Origin of the sequence: Pelagerythrobacter marensis (assembly GCF_001028625.1) — a bacterium.
In the GTDB taxonomy this organism is placed as follows: domain Bacteria; phylum Pseudomonadota; class Alphaproteobacteria; order Sphingomonadales; family Sphingomonadaceae; genus Pelagerythrobacter; species Pelagerythrobacter marensis.
Window position 1 is genome coordinate 115,810 of the sequence record NZ_CP011805.1, and the last position, 17,407, is coordinate 133,216.

The window sequence follows — 17,407 nt, forward strand, 5'->3', positions numbered from 1 at the left end:
TAACTATCGGGCCGGCAGTCACTTTCATCTGCCCCACCGAGCCTCACCGAAGGGATCGTACATGAAGCTCAAGTATCTCCTAGCCGCCAGTGTCGTCAGCCTCTCCGCATCGGCACTGATGCCGACCGTGGCCCAGGCCCAGTCCACCGGCTCCATCGATTTCGACAGCGAAGAAATCATCATCGTCACCGGTTCGCGTGAAACCGATATCGGCGGTGTGGACATTCCCGACACGCCGAAGGCCAAGCAGGTCCTGACCGACGAAATCATCCGCCGCCAGCGCCCCGGCCAGACGGTGAACGACATCATCAACCTGGTTCCCGGCGTCAGCTTCCAGAACAACGACCCCTGGGGTTCGGGCGGCGGTGGCTTCACCATCCGCGGCTTCGGCGCCGACCGCGTTTCGCAGACTGTCGATGGTATCCCGCTGAACGATTCCGGCAACTACGCGCTCTACACCAATCAGCAGGTCGATCCTGAGGTGCTGGAGCAGGTCAACGTGAACCTCGGCGTCACCGACGTCGACAGTCCGACCGCTTCGGCCGCCGGCGGCACCGTTAACCTGCGGACCCGCGTCCCGGGCGAGAGCTTTGGTGTGGTCGCCTCCGCCTCATACGGTAACGTTCTGGCGGAAGGTTCGGGCGATCGCCCCTACATCCGTGCATTCGGCATGGTCGATACCGGCGACTTTACCGGTGTCGGCACTCGCGCCTTCGTCTCGGCGTCGTGGACGACCTATGAAAACCCGTTCAACAACTACGGCGAAGTGAAGAAGCAGCAGTATAACGGCCGCATCTATCAGGAGCTCGGCTCCAACGGCGATTTCATCTCGATCGCCGGCCATTATAACGAAAACCGCAACAACTTCTTCGGCTCGATGAATGTCGAAGATCTCAAGGATCTCGTGACCAGCCAGCCGGGCAGTGACCGGTTCTATAACATCAATTATCCCTGCCAGATCCCGGAAACCCAGCTGGGTGGCGGTTTCGGCCAAGGGACACCTGGTGTGGCGGACACCTGGTCCGACAGTTCCAGCAGCGGCAACTGCGGCGTCGAATTCGACCGTCGCTATAACCCCTCCAACACCGGAAACATCCGCGGTTCGTCGCGCTTCACGCTCAGCGACGGGCTGATCCTCACGGTCGATCCGAGCTTCCAGTATGTGAAGGCCAACGGCGGCGGCGTAGAGGATCTGCGCGAAGGGTTCCGGACGATCGATGGGGTCAACTACACCGGCTTCATCGGGGGCGGATACTACTACGGTATGGATCTTAACGGCGACGGCGATCTCGAAGATCGCGTGGCCGGCATGGATCCGAGCCAGACCAAGACTCGCCGCTACGGCGTGATCGCCAACCTGATCTACGACATCAATCCCGATCATCGCGTCCGGTTGGCCTACACGCTCGATCATGCGCGTCACCGCCAGACGGGGCAGACCAGCTTTCTGTACGCGAATGGCGAGCCGTTTGATGTGTTCCCGATCAACGATCCGATCCTGACGTCGGACGGGTTCGAACTGAACAAGCGCAATCGCCTGTCCTACGCGATCCTGAACCAGGTGTCGGGTGAATATCGCGGTGTGTTTGGCGCGATGACGGTGCAGGCCGGTCTGCGCGTACCGTTCTTCAAGCGCGAGCTGAACCAGTACTGCTACACCACTACGGCTTCGGGCTTCGTCGATTGCCTCGGCGACCAGGATACGACCGCTTACGAAGCGGCCAATCCCAACGCCGCCCCGCCGCAGGAACGCACGTACAAGTACGACAAGTTCCTGCCGAACATCGGCCTGACCTACGATTTCGGCAATGCATCGGTTTTCGCAAACTATGCGAAGGGCCTTTCGGTGCCGGGTACCGATCCGCTGTACGACTCGCTGTTCCTCGCCGATGTTCGTGAATCGCAGCCGGTTCCGGAAACCACCGACAGCTTCGACCTCGGTGTTCGTTTCGGCTTCGGCAACTTCAGCGCGCAGCTCGCCGGCTGGTACACGCGGTATAACGACCGCCTCGCCTCGGCTTACGATCCGGTGCTTGAAGAAACGCTGTTCCGTAACCTCGGCCGCGTGGACAAGTATGGCCTCGACGGCTCGATCGCCTGGAACCCGACCCCCAACACCCTCCTTTATGTCTTCGGTTCGATCAGTGAATCGGAAATCAAGGACGATGTGGTCGGTGGCCAGTGCTATCTCGACGACGGCGATCCCGCTCCGGCGCAGTACGGCTGCACCGCGGCAAATATCGGAGAGGATTACTTCCTCCCGACCGCCGGCAAGAGCGAAAGTGGATCGCCCAAGTACACCGTCGGTGCCCGCGGTCAGATCGCCTTCGGCCCGGTCGAGCTGGGTGCGCAGGTCAAGTACACCGGCAAGCGCTACATCAACGACCTGAACCTCGATACCGTACCGTCCTACACGCTGGTCGACCTCGACCTGCGGTATGACCTCGGTGAGTTCGGCGCTGGTCAGAATGCGGCTATCCAGATCAACCTCACCAACCTGTTCGACGAACGCTACGTCGGCTATTACGGTGGTTCGCTGGACAGCACCCCGTTCGCACAGATCGGTGCACCGCGTGCGGGCAGCATCTCGCTCGTGATCGGTTACTGATCGCAATAGCCGGCAGCGGGAAACCGCTGCACAGAATAGCAAAGACGGCGGCGTCCATTGTGGGCGCCGCCGTTTTTTCTTGTCTGTTGCGCCGGGTTCTGTCCCAATTGCCGCCGGGAACCGCATATCGGTATTGCGGATTTCGCAGGAGGGAGGTGATCCGCGCACGATGACTGACGGACACGGACCAGTGCCGGGGGCAGAGCGCGCCGGATATACGGCTGCGCGCCGCAGGCCTCGCCTTGGTACGCTGGCTCTGGTCGCCTTGCTCCACGTGCTGGCCATCTATGGGCTCGCCCGGGCTTTTGCGCCCGACTTCACAGGTTCGGTAGAGCGACAGATGCTGGAGGCGATCACCGTGACCGTAACGACCCCGCCCGAAGAGTTGCCCGAGCCGGAGCCAGAGCCGGATCCCGGCGCAGCGGGTGAGGCGGGGCGCGAGGCGACACCGCGTCCGGTCACGGCGCCCGAACCGCCTGTCCAGATCCAGCCTCCCGTTCCTGTGCCCAGGGCGTCATCCACAGGCGCGGCCAACACGTCCGGTGCCCGGGAAACGGGTGAAGGAACCGGTGCCGGCGGTACCGGGAGCGGCACGGGCAGCGGGCAGGGCGGTGGCGGCACCGGTGGCGGTGCGGTGAACAAGCCCGTCCACGTTTCCGGTTCAATCGACGATGCGCGCGATTATCCGGTGCCCGAAGGCGGCCGTTCGGCCCGGCGGGGGACGCAAGTGATCGTAAGGGTGATCGTGAACCCGGATGGTCGCGCGTCGAACTGCACGATCTATCGCCCCAGCCCCGATGCGGAGGCGGACCGGATCACTTGCCGCCTGGTCCAGGAACGGCTGCGCTTTCGCCCGGCGACCGATGCCGCCGGCAATCCTGTGGCCGCACCGTTCTATTGGCGGCAGCGCTGGTTCTAGATTCGGCTTACGCGAATGGACGCGCCGGCTTGCTCTCACGCGCGAGGTCGTCGATGACAAGGCAAGCATGACCGATCGTATTCATCCGATAATCCTGTGCGGGGGCAGCGGAACCCGCCTGTGGCCCAGAAGCCGGGCGGAACGCCCCAAGCCGTTTCTGCCGCTGCTGGGTGCCAGTTCGCTGTTCGAACAGACGCTGGCGCGCTGCGCCGGGGAAGGGTTCGCGGCGCCGCTGGTGGTGGCCGGTGAACGACACGTGCCGCTGGTCGAGGCGCAAGGTTCGCCCGGTATGCGGCTGGCTGTCGAGCCCGCCGCGCGCAACACCGCCCCTGCCATTGCGATTGCGGCAAACCTCCTGCCCGGCGAGGCCATCATGCTCGTATGCCCGAGCGATCACCACATCGCGGACCCGGACGCCTTCCGCCGCGCGGTGGCCTCAGCCGCGGCGCTGGCGGCTAGCGGTCGGCTGGTCGCCTTCGGGATCGCCCCCGACCGGCCCGAAACGGGCTATGGCTATATCGAACGCGGGGCCGCGATAGAAAGCGGCTTCGAAGTGGCGCGCTTTGTCGAAAAGCCCGATGCCGAAACGGCGAGCGCATTCCTGGCCGCAGGCGGGTTCGACTGGAATGGCGGGATCTTCGCCTTTCGCGCCGACACCTTTCGCCGCGAACTCGCCGAACACAGGCCCGAAATGGCGCAGGGCGTGGCCGATGCTGTGTCTCGCGGAACGTGGGAGGGCACGCGGTTTCATCCCGATGCGGCGTCGTTTGGCCGGGTCGAGAGCGAGTCGATCGATTATGCCGTCATGGAAAACACCCGATGCGCCGCGCTGGTGCCGGTCGCGATGGGCTGGTCCGACATCGGTAGCTGGTCCGCCCTGCGCGATGCCCGGCAGGCGCAGGATGGCGAAGGGCAGGGCAACGTCGCCCGGGGCCCGGTCGAGCTGGTCGATTGCCGCAACGTCATGGTCGATAGCGACGGCCCGCGCGTTTCGTGCATCGGCCTCGACGATGTGATCGTGGTCGTCGACGGCGAAGAAGTGCTGGTGACGAGCGCTGCCGGGGCGCAGGGCGTCGGCAAGCTGACGGGCGCGCGCAGCCAGTGACGGCGCGCGCGCTTCCCACCAGGGCCGTGGCCAAGGTCTGGGGCCGAGACCGCCTCCCCGCACCATTCGCAGCGCCTGAAGGGGAGCGGATCGGGGAAATCTGGTTCGAACCGCCGCCCGAATTGCCCGGCATTCTCGCCAAGTACCTGTTCACCAGCGAAAAGCTTTCGGTCCAGGTCCACCCCGACGATGCCCAGGCTCCGCCCGGCACACGGGGCAAAGAAGAATGCTGGCTGGTGCTGAATGCCGATCCCGGTGCGTCGCTCGCCATCGGGTTCGATGGCCCGCTGTCGAAGGATGCGATGCGCGCGGCGGCGCTCGACGGATCGATCGAAGGGTTGCTCACCTGGTATCCGGTGAAGGCAGGGGACTTCTTCTATCTGCCGGCAGGGACTGTCCACGCGATCGGTCCGGGATTGTCGCTGGTGGAAATCCAGCAGAACAGCGACGTGACCTATCGCCTGTACGACTATGGCCGCCCGCGCGAGTTGCATCTGGATGCGGCGATTGCGGTGGCAAAGGGCGAGCCTTACGACGCCGCCCGCTATCGGCGCGCCACGGGCCAGGGGGCTGCTATGCTGGTAGAAGGGCCGCACTTCCGGCTCGATCGGGTTTCGGGGCCGCCGGGCGCTGCAGTGGCCGCGCGCTATCGCGGGGCCTTGCTGGTGATGCCGCTGGATGGCCATGTCGTGCTGGATGGAACGGTGATCGCTGCGGGGGAATGCGGATTGGCGGATCGGGTCGGCGCGGTCGATTTTGCGCGCTGTGGGTCCGCTCTTCTGGTTCAGCCCGTCAGTTCCGGCGCCCAATAAAAGAAGGGCCCGGCGCTGCGTACAGCGCCGGGCCCGTAGTCTTCCGAGAGGAAAAATCAGCGCAGCAGCGAAAGAACGTTCTGCTGGCTCTGGTTGGCCTGCGACAGCATGGCGGTCGAAGCCTGGCTGAGGATCTGCGCCTTGGCGAGGGCAGTCGTTTCAGCCGAATAGTCGGTGTCTTCGATGCGCGAACGCGCGTCGGAGAGGTTCGTGACGTTGTTGGTCAGGTTGTTGACCGCCGATTCAAGACGGCTCTGACCGGCACCCAGCGAAGCGCGGGTGGCGGCGACTTCCGCCAGCGCAGCGTCGACCGTGTCGATCGTGGTGCTGGCATTGGCCGAAGAGTCCACCGCGAGGGTCGACATGTCGGTCGTGATGGCGGTCGAGGTCAGCGTGACCGTGTCGCCGCTGTTGGCGCCGACCTGAATATCCAGCGTAACGTCTGCAGCCGTGCCGAACACGGCGTTGCCGTTGAATTCGGTGTCCGAGATGATGCTGGCGATCTGCGCCTTCAGCTCGGTCACTTCCGAATCCATGTAGCCACGATCGGAATCCTGATACGAACCCGAAGCCGATTGCACGGCCAGTTCGCGGACGCGCTGCAGCATATTGGTGACTTCGTTCAGAGCGCCTTCGGCGGTCTGCGCCATCGAAATGCCGTCGTTGGCGTTGCGAATGCCCTGGCTCATGCCGCGGACCTGTGCAGTCATAGTCGTGGCGATGGCGAGGCCGGCGGCGTCGTCCTTCGCGCTGTTGATGCGCTTGCCGGTCGACAGGCGTTCCATAGCGGTGCCCAGGGCTTTGTCTGCCGCGGTCGAGGCATTCGCCGCACGCATCGCGCTGGTGTTGGTATTGATAACAGCCATTGTTCAAACTCCCACAATGCTCTTCGAACGCTCCCCCCGAGAAACCCATCCTGGGCGGTAGCTGGAGCAAAGACCGGCAGGGGGCGCGAAAGTTTTAGGGGGGAAGACGGGGAATTCGTCACATACGTAATAGTACTTAAGGGTATATCGCCGTTAACCATTAAGTCGATGTTGCCCATGCCGGCTCCAATACCGCTCGCGAACGGAACTTGGTTAACCAGCAGGGGGCTGAAGTGGGAACGATCGAGCAGACAGAAGGCTTCGAGAAAGCTCACGCACCGGTGGCGGGCAAGTTCGCGGGGATCGCATCCTCGCTGTTTCCGCGCCAGCCGGTGCACCTGGCGGATCACGCCGAAGGTGGCGCGGGCAAGCTGCCAAACGCGATTGCGCTGGTACGCGGCGAAACCCCGTCCATCGCGCGGCGGGGCACGGGTGCGGTTCTTACTTATGCCGATCCGGTGTCCGAGGCGACTTTCGGCGCGCTGGTCGCGCTGGTCGCCGGCCGGGGCGGCGGACCGGTTGCCGCCGACCCGGAATCGCTGTCGGTGCTCGCGCTTGCCGACCGGCTGGCACAGACCGACATTCCCGTATTGATCAACGGCCCGACCGGCACCGGCAAGGAAGTGCTGTCGCAGTTCATCCACAACCGCAGCGCGCGCCGCGACAAGCCGTTCGTGGCGGTCAACTGCGCGGCCATTCCCGAAACCATGCTGGAAGCGCTGCTGTTCGGCCATCAGAAGGGCGCCTTCACCGGTGCCAATTCGTCCGGGGAAGGTTTTTTCCGGGCGGCCGAAGGCGGCACGCTGCTGCTGGACGAAATCGCCGAAATGCCGATTTCTCTGCAGGCGAAGCTGCTGCGCGCACTGCAGGAAGGCGAAGTGGTGCCTGTGGGCGCCACAAGTCCGGTAAAGGTGGACGTGCGGATCATCGCCTGCGCGAACCGCGATCTTCCGGTGGAAGTGGAAGAAGGCCGGTTTCGCGCCGACCTTTTCTATCGCCTCAATGTTTTCCCGATGAACCTGTCGGCGCTGCGCGAGCGGCCGACCGACATTGTTCCGCTGGCCTTCGCCATGCTGCTGCGCCACGCCCCGCAGGGTGCCCAGGTGCCGTGGCTGTCCGACGGCGCGATCGCCATGCTCAAGCAGCACGGGTGGCCGGGCAATATCCGCGAGCTGGAGAACGTCATGCGCCGTGCGCTCGTTCTGGCAGGGGACGCGGGAACCATCGGCACCGGTCATATCGTGTTCGATCGCCCGGCACGCCTGGTCGAACGGCAGGCTGAAACCGCGGCAGCGGCCCCGGCTGCGCCGTTGACCGACACGGTCGAGGCGCCTGGCGCTGGAAACGCGAGAAAGCTTTCGAAAGTGGTTCAGCTTTCCGAAGCGCGCGCGATCATGGAAACACTCGATGCGTGCGGCGGCAAGCGGGCGGAAGCCGCACGTCAACTGGGGATCAGCGAACGCACGCTGCGCTATCGCCTCGCTTCGTTCCGAGAGGCCGGTCTGGCCGTGGGAGGTCGGCGATGAGCGCGATCAACGGCCTCGGCGGTGCAGGTTCGATCCAGCAGATCATGTCGCTGCGCCAGCAGATCCTCGAACGATCGAGCACGCTGCAGGAAATTCATCAGGGCCGCGAGGCCGGCGCACCAGCCGTGCCGGCGGCCGAACCGGCGGGCGGCGGCTTTGCCGATACGCTGCGCGGCGCGCTGGAAGGCGTCAACGACGCTCAATCGCGCGCCTCGTCGCTGACCGAAGGTTACGAACGGGGCGAAGTGACCGACATCGCGAAGGTCATGCTTGCCCGGCAGGAAGCCGGCGTCGCCTTCGAAGCGACATTGCAGGTCAGGAACAAGCTGTTGTCCGCCTATCAGGACATCATGCGGATGGGGGTCTGATAGATGAGCGAACTCGTTCCCGCCAACACCTCCCAGGGCTCCTTGCTCGCTCCGCTTCGTGGCGGCGGCGGGTTCAAGGATCGCGCCGCACATTTCCTCGGCCAACCGGCGGTAAGGAAGACCCTGCCGTGGTTCGCAGGCCTCGCGCTCGCGGGCCTGCTTGCGCTTGTCTGGGCCGGCCTGTCGCCAGCGCCGCAACGGATGCTCTATTCCTCGCTCGGCGATGCGGAGCGTGCCGGCGTGGTCGGCGCGCTGGATGCCGCTTCGATCGATTATTCGATCGACAACAATACCGGCGCGCTCAGCGTCAGCGAGGACGATCTCTACCGCGCGCGGATGGTCGTGGCGTCGGAGGGGGCACTCGCCACACCGGAAACCGGCCAGCAATTGCTCGATTCGCTTCCGATGGGCGCCAGCCGGACGCTGGAAGGTGACCGCCTGCGCGCCGCGCAGGAACGCGATCTGATGCTGACGATCAAGGAAATCGACGGCGTTGAATCGGTGCGGGTCCATCTGGCGAAGGCCGAACGCTCGGTCTTCGTTCGCGACAGCGTGGCACCGACCGCTTCGGTCATGCTGCGCATGGCGCGGGGGCGCCAGCTTTCGGATTCGCAAGTGACCGCGATCGCCAACCTCGTCGCCGGATCGGTGCCGGGGCTTTCGATCGATTCGGTCCGCATCGTCGACCAGCACGGGCGCCTTCTGTCCGAACCGCAGGGTGCCGATGCCGATGGGCTGGAACTGCAGACCCGGATGGAAGCGAAGCTGCGGTCGCAGATCGATCAATTGCTGACGCCGATGATCGGGGCCGAGAACTTCTCCAGCGAAATTCAGGTCGCACTCGACATGAACGAGGTGACGTCTGCGCGCGAAAGCTATGACAAGGATGGCGCGGTTCGCCGCGAAACGACCCAGACTTCCACCGCCACCGCTGCCGGCAATGCAGCCGGCGTGCCGGGCGTCCTCGCCAACACTCCGCCCCCCGCGCCGGAAGCGGTTGAGGGTGCACCCGAAGGTGGGCCGGCCCAGGGCGGTGCCAACGAAGTCGGAGAAAGCAGCGCGACACGCACCTATGAACTGGGGCGCGAGGTTGCGGTGTCCAACATCGCGCCGGGCAGCGTTCAGCGCCTTTCGGTTGCGGTTGCGCTCAACCAGGATGCGCTGAAGGATGCCAAACCGGCCGACCTTCAGAAATTCGAAGAACTCGTGGCCGCGGCTGTCGGTGCCAACCCCGACCGGGGCGACACGGTGGCGGTCGTCGTCCGCCCGTTCGAAATACCCGTTGCGGACGAGATTCCCTTCTGGGAGCAATCGTGGTTCGCGATGGTCGTGCGCAACGCCGTCGCGCTGATCGCTGTCATCCTGCTGCTGTTCTTCGTCGTACGCCCGATCATGCGCACGGTGACGGGCCGCAGCGGCGATGGAGAGGGCGAAACCGAAGAAACGGATGAAGAGCCCGGCCTGATCACGCAGACCCGCCGGACCGCGCTGCCCGCGCGGTCGGACGAACCGAGCCGGGAAGAACTCTCGGCCCAGATCGAACTGGCCCAGCGGATCGCGCGCGAACAGCCTGACGATGCCCTGCTGGCGCTGCGCCGGATGCTGGGCGAAACGCGCAGCACCGAAGGGGTGGCATGATGAGCGCGCCGATCGAATTCGACGGCGCGGATCGCGCTGCCGTAATGGTCATGCTTCTGGGGGAGGAAGAGGCCGCGCGGCTGCTGGCCGGGCTGTCGCCCGAAGAGCTGCGGATGTTGGGGGCCAAGATGTGCGAGATGGGCGACATCGGCCCGGCGGCGATTGCCGATGCCATCGCCAACTTCGCCAGCACTGCCGGCAATGCGGGCATTTCCGCCCACGGCCGGGTGGACGAAGTCCGCAAGATGATGACTGGCGCACTCGGCGAAGTGAAGGCGGACAGCATCATGCGCCGCGTCGCACCGCCGGAAAATGCGCCGCGAACGCCCGCGCTGGAAATCGCCCAGTGGCTGGAACCCGAAGTGCTGATCCCGCTGGTGCAGGATGAACACCCGCAGGCCATCGCCGTATTGCTCGTTCAGCTGGAGCCGGCGACCGCGGCGGCGGTGCTCGCCGGATTGCCCGAAGCGCTGCACACCCCTGTGGTCCACCGGATCGCCAAGCTGGGGCCCGTATCGCCAGAAGCCATCACGATCCTGGAAGAGACACTGGCCGCCCGCATCTCCGGCGTCCACGGGATCAAGCGGCTCGATATGGGCGGCGTGCGCGAGGCGGCGGATATTATCAACAGCGCCGCGCGCAGCATGGAAAAACGGGTCATGCCCGGCATCACCAAGCTGGACAAGAAACTGGCCCGCGATCTGGAAAGCGAGCTGTTCAAGTTCGAGCATTTGCTGGAACTGGATCAGCAGATGATGGGGCAGCTGTTGCGCGAAGTCGAAAGCGAACTGCTGATCGATGCCCTGAAGGGTATCGAGGAAACGCAGCGCGAAGTCTTCTTCGGTGCCATGTCCAGCCGCGCGGCCGATGGCTTGCGCGACGAGATCGAAGAACGCGGCCGGATCAAGCGGGCCGACGTGGAGGCTGCGCAGAAGGCGATCATCGCCGTTGCCAAGAAGCTCGCCGCCGATGGCACGATCGTGATCGGCGCGGGGGGAGATGACGATTATGTCTAGTGTCACCGCGCTCAAGGCCAGCCTGCCGCTCGATCGCCTGCGCGGTGGCGGCGGCTTCGCCCGCGATCCGCGCTTTGCCGGGCTGTTTCGCAGCCCTGCGACCGAGCCTGCGACGGCCGCCGCGCCCGAACCGGACCCGGTGGCGGAAGCCTATCGCAAGGGTTTCGAAGACGGCAGGGCCGAAGCCGAAGCCCACGCGGCCGAGCGGGAGCGCGAAGCCGACGCGCAGCGCGCTGCGATTGAACTGTCGTTCGCCCGCTTCGATGCCGCCAGCGCCGATGCGCTGCGCGAGCGCCTGCGCCAGACCGTGCTCGCCCTGTGCGAAGATGCGATCCTGCCGCTTGCGCTGGATGCGCAGGGGCTGGCTGCACGGGTCGAAAAAGCCGTCGGGATGCTCCAGCGCGCGCAGGATGAACGGCGCGTGCTGCTCCACCCCGAAGATCTTGCCCTGATCAGGGACCGACTGCCGAGCGATCTCGAACTGGTTGCCGACCCCGCGATAGAACGCGGCGGACTGCGGATCGACAGCGACGACGGCGGTATCGATGACGGGCCGAAACAATGGCGGCGCATTCTGGCGGAAGCGTTCGGCGAATGCTGAACCTGGCCGATGTGACGCTAGGCGAGCTTGCCGCTGCGCCGCTCGACCTCGCGCCGCGCCGTTTCGGACGGGTCGCCGCCTGCGATGGCGGGCTGATAGAAGTCAGCGGGCTGTCGGTTCCGATCGGCGGGCTGTGCCGGATCGACGATGGCAAGGGCACGACCCTGCGCGCAGAAGCAATCGGATTTCGCAACGGACGCACGATGATGATGATGCTGGGCGACAGCGTTCTGCTGCGTTCCGGCGTTGCCGTCCGCCCGGAAGGGCAACCGGGCATGTTGCCGGTCGGTCCCGCCTATCTTGGCCGGGCGGTGGACGGGCTGGGCGAACCGATAGACGGCGGCCCCGCGCTGCATCCGGGTGCGCAATGGCCCGCCGGCGGCAAGCGCACTGGCGCGCTGGACCGGGCGAGCGTGCGCGAACCGTTCGATACGGGCATTCGCGCGATCAACGCGCTGACCACGTTCGGCGTGGGGCAGCGGGTCGGCATCATGGCAGGTTCCGGCGTGGGCAAATCGGTGCTGATCGACATGATCGCACACGGGGCGCAGGCCGATGTGGTCGTCGTCGGCCTGATCGGGGAACGCGCGCGCGAAGTTTCCGATTTCGTCGAACGGCATATGCACGGCGAAGCCGCGGCACGTACCGCGGTCGTTGCAGTGCCTGCCGACCATGCGGCGAACCTGCGCTTGCGCGGGGCCTTGCTGGCGACATCGCTGGCCGAATATTTCCGCGCCCAGGGTCTGCGCGTTCTGCTGATCCAGGACAGCCTGACCCGCATCGCCCATGCCGCCCGCGAAATCGGCATTCTGCTGGGGGAACCGGGCGCGGCGCGTGGCTATCCGCCCTCGGCCCTGTCCACCCTTACCAAGCTGGTCGAACGCGCGGGCAATTCTGCGGAAAGCGGCGGGTCGATCACTGCAATCTACACTGTGCTGGCCGATGGCGACGACCAGAACGACCCTGTGGTCGACACCGCGCGGTCGATTCTGGACGGACATATCGTGCTGTCGCGCGATCTTGCCCAGCGCGGCCAGTATCCGGCGATCGACGTCGGGGCCTCGCTTAGCCGGGTGATGTCCGACGTGGCCGATCCCGCTCTCAATGCGTGCGCGCGCAAGTTGCGGGCGCTGGTGTCGGCTTATGAAAGCAACCGCGACCTGCTGTTGATGGGCGCCTATCGCGCTGGGGCCGATCCGCTGATCGATCAGGGTATTGCCTTGCAGCCGCAGATCGCTGCATTTCTGGCCCAGGCGGTGGGCGAGCGCGTGCCGCTCGGCCGAGCAAGGGCGGAGCTTCTGGGGTTGATCGGCGATGAGCAGTGATGCCGCGCGCCTGCGCCGGGCGCGGCTGATCGAACGGATGCGCTGCGCCGAGCAGCGCCAGGCCGCCGCGGAAGCCCACCGGGCGGAGGCGGTACGGCAGAAGCTGGAACAGCTTTCGGCGCGGACGCGAACCCTGGCCGAACTCTACGCGCTGCGCGATACCTCGCGCGACGGGGCCGATTTGCGCAGCGCCACTGTGCTGGGCGCTCACCTGAACGATCTCGGCGCCGCTGCGGCCCGGCAGGCAGCCGATGCGCGGCGAGAGGCCGACCACCGCCTGGCCGATCTCGCGGTGGCCGATCGGCGATTGCAGCGCGCGGAAGAGGGGCATCGCGATCTTGCGCGAGAGATCGACGAGAAGGCCAATCAGCACGAAACGCTGCCGATGCGGAAAACTGGCACGCATCTTGAATAATCGCCTGCGTCATGAACGCAAACGGCAGGCCGATGATCTCTCAATTCCTTTCGAACACGCAGATGTCCACGGCGCCCGTAGCAGCGGGAACGCCGCCGGTGCTGGCAGACGATGCTGCGGCAACTGGCGGATTTTCGGGCCTTTTGGCGACGCTTGGCGCTGTCGCCTCCGATATTTCGGATGGCGAGGGTGCAGCGCAGGTCGTCGCCGACGGAGCTGACGCAGCCGACCAGCCTGCCGATCCGCTGGCCCTCGCGCTTGCCGCGAGTACGGAACTGCCGGCAATTGCCGGAACCGGCAAGGATTTGCCGGTTGCCGCCGCCGAATTGCCGGGCGGGGATGCCGATCCGGCACTTCCGGCGCGCGGTGCCGGAACCGGGGCGGGCGAAGCGACTGCTGCGCGGACGCCCGGCTCAGCCCTATCGTCACCGGAGAATACGTCTTCGCCGGGCACTACCCCGGCCCAGGCGAATGCGCGCCCTGCAGTTGCCATCGAGGTCGCGCCGCGTCCATCCAGTCCTGCGGGGGAAGCTGGCGGAACCAATTCGGTGCATCAGGCAGCGACCGGGGCGCTCGATGCTTCTGCCGGGCGGGAGGCTGCACAGCGCGACGGCGGGCGGAATCAGGGCGATCCCCAGTCGGCGGCTCGCACGATTGCCGAACAGGCGGGCGCCGCACTGGCCAAATCTTCGTCCGATCAGATGACCTTTGCCGCAACAACAACCGCCGCCGCCGCCAATGGCGTCGCAGCCGGCGGAGGGCAGGGCGCCCTTGCCCAGAACGCCGCAGCAATCCCTGCACCGGGCGCGCCGAACGTCGAAACTTCGAACCCGTTTTCCGCGGACAAGCCGGCGATCGAAACCCAGGTCGCGCGCGAACTGGGCCGGATCGTCGACAGTCTCGCCTCCGCCCGTGAAGCCTTCAGTGCCAAGGCGGCCACCCTGGCGCTCGATCACGCCGAGTTCGGCGAGGTTTCGCTGCGTTTTGACCAACGTCGTGACGGGCAACTGGCAGTGCAACTGTCCGCTGCCGATCCCGATGCCCACCGCGCGATTGCCGCGGCAGTGGCAGAGCGCCCGGCGCTCGCCGCCGGTGACAACGGGTCGGCCGGCACGAACAACCAGACCGGCGGAGGCGCATCAGCGCGCGCCGGGGCGGAACGCGACGGTGCCGGAACCGATGCCGGCGGGCCGGGTCGCGAGCGCCGCGACGGCGGGCGGGACGCACAGCGAAATGCCGAAGGGCAACCGGCCCGCAGCACTCCGCAGGGCAGTGGCCGCGCGGCAGTTTACGCCTGAACCCGAACAGACAGCCAGACTGAGGAATCGCGACGATGAGTGACAAGAAGGGCAAGCCGGAAAAATCCGCGAAGGGCGGCGGCGTGATGAAGATCGCGCTCCTGGTCCTCGCGCTGGCCGGCGCCGGGGGCGGGACCGTGTTCGGCCTGATGGCAGCCGGCGTGATCGAGACCGCCGATGCCGGTGCACGGGAAACCGGCCCGCAGTTTGTGCTCAAGGGCGCGAAGGACCCTTACGCCCCGCCGACCAAGGGCAAGGAAGAAACCAAGCTGGTGCACGGCGAAGGCGGGACCAAGTATCGCACTGCCTATTTCAGCTTTGCCGACGATTTCACCTCCAACCTCAGGGATAGCAACGGGCTGATCCAGGTCAGCCTCGCGGCTTCCACCCGGCGCGACGGGCGCGTGCTGATGTGGCTGCACGAACACCAGCTGGCGATCCGTTCGCGGCTTCTGGTCGAACTGGCCGATACGCCGGAAGAGGAAGTGATCTCCAGCGAAGGCAAGGCCCGGCTGCAGAAGCGCCTGACCGACGCGGTCAACGAAGTCCTGACCGAGCAGGAAGGCTTCGGCGGGGTCGACAACATCTATTTCCGGACTTTCATCGTCCAATGACGCGGTCCGCGCCCTCTTCGCCGCGCCGGGTCGCGAGCCATTGCGCCGCGCTGCTCAGCCAGCGCGAGCCAACCGCCGATCTCGTGCCCGATTTCGAGAGCTTCGGCGCTCGCCTGTGCGGCGCGCTCCATTCCGGCGTGGCCGATCTGACGGAAGATACCGGCGTGCGCGTTGCCCTGCAGGGTTCGCAAGCGCTCCGCGGTGCCCAACTTGCCGGCCATTGCGCTCCGCTGGCGGCGGTCAGCCGGCATCGCTTCGGCGTTGCGGGTCATGTCCTGGCCCTTGCGGTCGACGGGCGCGCGATCCTCGAACAGCTTGACCGCACCTTTGGCGGCTCGGGCGATATCGGCAAGGATTTGCCGGCCACGCTGCCGCACACTGCGCGGCTGCTGTCGCGCCGGTTCGAAAAGCGCGTGATCGCGGCCGTTGCGGGCGAACTGGCAGGGCTGGAATTCCATACGGAAGACGACACGTCGTCGACCGACATCGCCGCCCCCTTCGCGCCAGAAGCGGAGCTGACCGCGCTGACCCTGCTCGTCACCGGGTCGGACGATCGCGAATGGCGGCTCGTGATCGCGCTGGAAACCGCAGCGCTTTCCTCGCTCCTTCCCAAGCGTGCCTCTGCCCGCCGCGCGCCCGTTTCGCGCCGCAAGCGGGGCATCGACGAGGCGCCTTTTGCCGAGCTGCCGCTGGCCGCCAGTGCGCGGCTGGTGGACATGGCGATGCCGCTCCACCGTGTTGCCGCGATCGAGGCGGGCACGGTCCTGCCGATCATGGTTGCGCGCAATGTGCCGCTGCAGATCGGCGAAGCCATCGTTGCCCGCGGCACCGTGGGCGAAGTGGACGACCAGGTCGCGCTGCAGATTACCCAGACTTTCACCGGCCAGATAACCCCCGGAAAGGACACCCAATGACCGACGCAAACCAGGGCTTCGGCCTGATCCAGGACATCGATGTCCGCCTGACTGTCGAACTCGGCCGGACGCAGATGAACCTGCGCGAAGTGCTCGACCTGGCGGAAGAAAGCGTGGTCATGCTCGACCGCCTGACCGACGAGCCGCTCGACGTGCTGGTCAACGGCAAGCTGATCGCCAAGGGCGAAGTGGTCGCCGAAGGCAACCGGTTCGGCCTGCGCATTCTGGAACTGGTCGGCGACGGACGCGGCAGCGCCCCGCGCGAACGCCGCGCGCCGCCGATCGAGGTTACGACCAAACAGCCGGAGGGGAGCGCGGCCTGATGGGCTGGTACATTCTCAAGCTGCTGATCCTGCTTCCGCTGATCGGCCTGATGATCTGGGGCAGCCTGAAGCTCGCCCAGAAGATGCAGGGCCAGTTCGGCGCGCCGCAGGGCGGGGGCACCAAGGCCGTGCGGGTGGTGGAAACGACGATGCTGTCGCCGACCATGCGCCTCGCGGTGATCGAATTCCACGGGCGCGAGATCCTCGTCTCCACCTCGCGCGCCGGACTGACCAGGCTGGCCGAGGCGCCGGCGCGCCAGTCGATTGAAAGCCCGGCCATTGCGGAGGACGGCGAATGAAGCGCCTCACGGCCATTGCCGCGACCCTGGCGGCCATCGCGCTGCCTGCCGCCGCGCGGGCGCAGGCGGCCGTTCCCGGCGCGCTCGACCGCGCGTTCGGCGAACTGGGCGGAGCCGGCGGCGAACCGCTGAGCATGTCGCTCCAACTGCTCCTCGTCATGGGGCTGCTGACGATCCTGCCCGCGCTTGTGCTGATGATGACCAGCTTCACCCGGATCATCGTCGTCCTCGCGATCCTGCGTCAGGCGCTCGGCCTGCAGCAGTCGCCGCCCAACCAGGTCCTGATCGGGCTATCGCTGTTCCTGTCGCTGTTCGTCATGGCACCGACGCTGGAACGGGTGAACGAGGCTGCGATTGCGCCCTATGCCGCAGGACAGGTCAATGCCGAGGAGGCGATCGAGCTGGCCGGCAACGAATTTCACGGGTTCATGATCCGCCAGACGCGCGAGCGCGACCTGCATATGTTCGCCGACATTGCCGATGCGCCGCAGTTCGCCAGCCCGGCGGACGTGCCGTTCTCCATCCTGCTGCCGGCCTTCGTCACCAGCGAGCTGAAGACCGCGTTCCAGATCGGCTTCATGCTGTTTCTGCCGTTCCTCGTCATCGACCTTGTGGTGTCGAGCGTGCTGATGAGCCTGGGCATGATGATGATGAGCCCGATGCTCGTCTCCCTGCCGTTCAAGCTGCTGCTGTTCGTCCTCGTCGATGGGTGGGCCCTGCTGATGGGCTCGCTCGCATCCAGTTTCGTCTAGCCGGGGAT

The 17,407-nt window shown here is 66.0% G+C and carries 18 protein-coding genes; 17 read left to right on the plus strand and 1 reads right to left on the minus strand.

What is annotated here, in order from left to right; all coding sequences use genetic code 11:
- Window positions 1-61 precede the first annotated feature (61 nt).
- The 4 genes from AM2010_RS00615 (at window position 62) to AM2010_RS00630 (ending at window position 5,444) form a co-directional block, all read left to right on the plus strand.
- Window positions 62-2,608 (plus strand): TonB-dependent receptor, encoded by a 2,547-nt coding sequence (locus AM2010_RS00615; protein ID WP_047805434.1) that lies wholly within the window; start codon window positions 62-64, stop codon window positions 2,606-2,608.
- A 169-nt stretch (window positions 2,609-2,777) separates the two neighbouring features.
- The gene (locus AM2010_RS00620) at window positions 2,778-3,527 is read left to right on the plus strand and encodes a TonB family protein (RefSeq protein ID WP_047805435.1); all 750 of its coding nucleotides are present in this window, start codon (window positions 2,778-2,780) and stop codon (window positions 3,525-3,527) included.
- A 67-nt stretch (window positions 3,528-3,594) separates the two neighbouring features.
- Window positions 3,595-4,632 carry a mannose-1-phosphate guanylyltransferase gene (locus tag AM2010_RS00625; RefSeq protein WP_047805436.1) on the plus strand — a complete coding sequence of 346 codons (1,038 nt, stop codon included), beginning with the start codon at window positions 3,595-3,597 and terminating at the stop codon, window positions 4,630-4,632.
- Between the two features lie 26 nt (window positions 4,633-4,658).
- A complete protein-coding gene (locus AM2010_RS00630; protein WP_236699473.1) occupies window positions 4,659-5,444 on the plus strand; it encodes a class I mannose-6-phosphate isomerase in 786 nt (261 codons plus the stop codon).
- A 56-nt stretch (window positions 5,445-5,500) separates the two neighbouring features.
- On the opposite strand, the gene AM2010_RS00635 is transcribed toward AM2010_RS00630, so the two are convergent.
- Window positions 5,501-6,310, minus strand: a complete 810-nt coding sequence (locus AM2010_RS00635; RefSeq protein ID WP_047805438.1) for a flagellin N-terminal helical domain-containing protein — start codon at window positions 6,308-6,310, stop codon at window positions 5,501-5,503.
- A gap of 233 nt (window positions 6,311-6,543) precedes the next feature.
- Between AM2010_RS00635 and AM2010_RS00640 the strand changes: the two genes are divergently transcribed.
- The 13 genes from AM2010_RS00640 to fliP are packed head-to-tail and all read left to right on the plus strand — an operon-like array spanning window position 6,544 to window position 17,399.
- Complete coding sequence (locus tag AM2010_RS00640) at window positions 6,544-7,836, plus strand: sigma-54 interaction domain-containing protein (RefSeq protein ID WP_082132752.1); 1,293 nt, start codon at window positions 6,544-6,546, stop codon at window positions 7,834-7,836.
- Window positions 7,833-8,204 (plus strand): flagellar hook-basal body complex protein FliE, encoded by a 372-nt coding sequence (fliE, locus tag AM2010_RS00645; protein ID WP_047805439.1) that lies wholly within the window; start codon window positions 7,833-7,835, stop codon window positions 8,202-8,204. The genes AM2010_RS00640 and fliE overlap by 4 nt, the downstream gene beginning before the upstream one ends.
- 3 nt (window positions 8,205-8,207) lie before the next feature.
- Window positions 8,208-9,842 carry a flagellar basal-body MS-ring/collar protein FliF gene (gene fliF / locus AM2010_RS00650; protein WP_047805440.1) on the plus strand — a complete coding sequence of 545 codons (1,635 nt, stop codon included), beginning with the start codon at window positions 8,208-8,210 and terminating at the stop codon, window positions 9,840-9,842.
- Entirely contained in the window at window positions 9,842-10,858 is a 1,017-nt protein-coding gene (gene fliG, locus AM2010_RS00655) for a flagellar motor switch protein FliG (RefSeq protein WP_047807558.1), read from the plus strand. Before fliF ends, fliG begins: the two co-directional genes overlap by 1 nt.
- On the plus strand, window positions 10,851-11,459 hold the full coding sequence (locus tag AM2010_RS00660; protein ID WP_047805441.1) for a FliH/SctL family protein: 609 nt from the start codon (window positions 10,851-10,853) through the stop codon (window positions 11,457-11,459). Before fliG ends, AM2010_RS00660 begins: the two co-directional genes overlap by 8 nt.
- A complete protein-coding gene (locus AM2010_RS00665; protein ID WP_047805442.1) occupies window positions 11,453-12,784 on the plus strand; it encodes a FliI/YscN family ATPase in 1,332 nt (443 codons plus the stop codon). The genes AM2010_RS00660 and AM2010_RS00665 overlap by 7 nt, the downstream gene beginning before the upstream one ends.
- Window positions 12,774-13,199, plus strand: a complete 426-nt coding sequence (locus AM2010_RS00670) for a hypothetical protein (protein ID WP_047805443.1) — start codon at window positions 12,774-12,776, stop codon at window positions 13,197-13,199. The genes AM2010_RS00665 and AM2010_RS00670 overlap by 11 nt, the downstream gene beginning before the upstream one ends.
- Before the next feature lie 32 nt (window positions 13,200-13,231).
- Entirely contained in the window at window positions 13,232-14,497 is a 1,266-nt protein-coding gene (locus AM2010_RS00675) for a hypothetical protein (protein WP_160325584.1), read from the plus strand.
- Between the two features lie 35 nt (window positions 14,498-14,532).
- The gene (locus AM2010_RS00680) at window positions 14,533-15,111 is read left to right on the plus strand and encodes a flagellar basal body-associated FliL family protein (protein ID WP_047805445.1); all 579 of its coding nucleotides are present in this window, start codon (window positions 14,533-14,535) and stop codon (window positions 15,109-15,111) included.
- The gene (locus AM2010_RS00685) at window positions 15,108-16,025 is read left to right on the plus strand and encodes a FliM/FliN family flagellar motor switch protein (RefSeq protein ID WP_047805446.1); all 918 of its coding nucleotides are present in this window, start codon (window positions 15,108-15,110) and stop codon (window positions 16,023-16,025) included. Before AM2010_RS00680 ends, AM2010_RS00685 begins: the two co-directional genes overlap by 4 nt.
- The gene (gene fliN / locus AM2010_RS00690; RefSeq protein ID WP_047805447.1) at window positions 16,022-16,348 is read left to right on the plus strand and encodes a flagellar motor switch protein FliN; all 327 of its coding nucleotides are present in this window, start codon (window positions 16,022-16,024) and stop codon (window positions 16,346-16,348) included. The genes AM2010_RS00685 and fliN overlap by 4 nt, the downstream gene beginning before the upstream one ends.
- On the plus strand, window positions 16,348-16,647 hold the full coding sequence (locus AM2010_RS00695) for a flagellar biosynthetic protein FliO (RefSeq protein WP_047805448.1): 300 nt from the start codon (window positions 16,348-16,350) through the stop codon (window positions 16,645-16,647). The genes fliN and AM2010_RS00695 overlap by 1 nt, the downstream gene beginning before the upstream one ends.
- Window positions 16,644-17,399, plus strand: a complete 756-nt coding sequence (gene fliP, locus AM2010_RS00700) for a flagellar type III secretion system pore protein FliP (protein ID WP_047805449.1) — start codon at window positions 16,644-16,646, stop codon at window positions 17,397-17,399. Before AM2010_RS00695 ends, fliP begins: the two co-directional genes overlap by 4 nt.
- The last annotated feature ends 8 nt before the right edge of the window (window positions 17,400-17,407 follow it).

Coding starts and splice junctions, on each gene's coding strand:
- AM2010_RS00615 (WP_047805434.1), top strand. CDS start 62: ATGAAGCTCAAGTATCTCCTAGCCGCCAGTGTCGTCAGCCTCTCCGCA.
- AM2010_RS00620 (WP_047805435.1), top strand. CDS start 2,778: ATGACTGACGGACACGGACCAGTGCCGGGGGCAGAGCGCGCCGGATAT.
- AM2010_RS00625 (WP_047805436.1), top strand. CDS start 3,595: ATGACCGATCGTATTCATCCGATAATCCTGTGCGGGGGCAGCGGAACC.
- AM2010_RS00635 (WP_047805438.1), bottom strand. CDS start 6,310: ATGGCTGTTATCAATACCAACACCAGCGCGATGCGTGCGGCGAATGCC.
- fliE (WP_047805439.1), top strand. CDS start 7,833: ATGAGCGCGATCAACGGCCTCGGCGGTGCAGGTTCGATCCAGCAGATC.
- fliF (WP_047805440.1), top strand. CDS start 8,208: ATGAGCGAACTCGTTCCCGCCAACACCTCCCAGGGCTCCTTGCTCGCT.
- fliG (WP_047807558.1), top strand. CDS start 9,842: ATGAGCGCGCCGATCGAATTCGACGGCGCGGATCGCGCTGCCGTAATG.
- AM2010_RS00660 (WP_047805441.1), top strand. CDS start 10,851: ATGTCTAGTGTCACCGCGCTCAAGGCCAGCCTGCCGCTCGATCGCCTG.
- AM2010_RS00665 (WP_047805442.1), top strand. CDS start 11,453: ATGCTGAACCTGGCCGATGTGACGCTAGGCGAGCTTGCCGCTGCGCCG.
- AM2010_RS00670 (WP_047805443.1), top strand. CDS start 12,774: ATGAGCAGTGATGCCGCGCGCCTGCGCCGGGCGCGGCTGATCGAACGG.
- AM2010_RS00675 (WP_160325584.1), top strand. CDS start 13,232: ATGATCTCTCAATTCCTTTCGAACACGCAGATGTCCACGGCGCCCGTA.
- AM2010_RS00680 (WP_047805445.1), top strand. CDS start 14,533: ATGAGTGACAAGAAGGGCAAGCCGGAAAAATCCGCGAAGGGCGGCGGC.
- AM2010_RS00685 (WP_047805446.1), top strand. CDS start 15,108: ATGACGCGGTCCGCGCCCTCTTCGCCGCGCCGGGTCGCGAGCCATTGC.
- fliN (WP_047805447.1), top strand. CDS start 16,022: ATGACCGACGCAAACCAGGGCTTCGGCCTGATCCAGGACATCGATGTC.
- AM2010_RS00695 (WP_047805448.1), top strand. CDS start 16,348: ATGGGCTGGTACATTCTCAAGCTGCTGATCCTGCTTCCGCTGATCGGC.
- fliP (WP_047805449.1), top strand. CDS start 16,644: ATGAAGCGCCTCACGGCCATTGCCGCGACCCTGGCGGCCATCGCGCTG.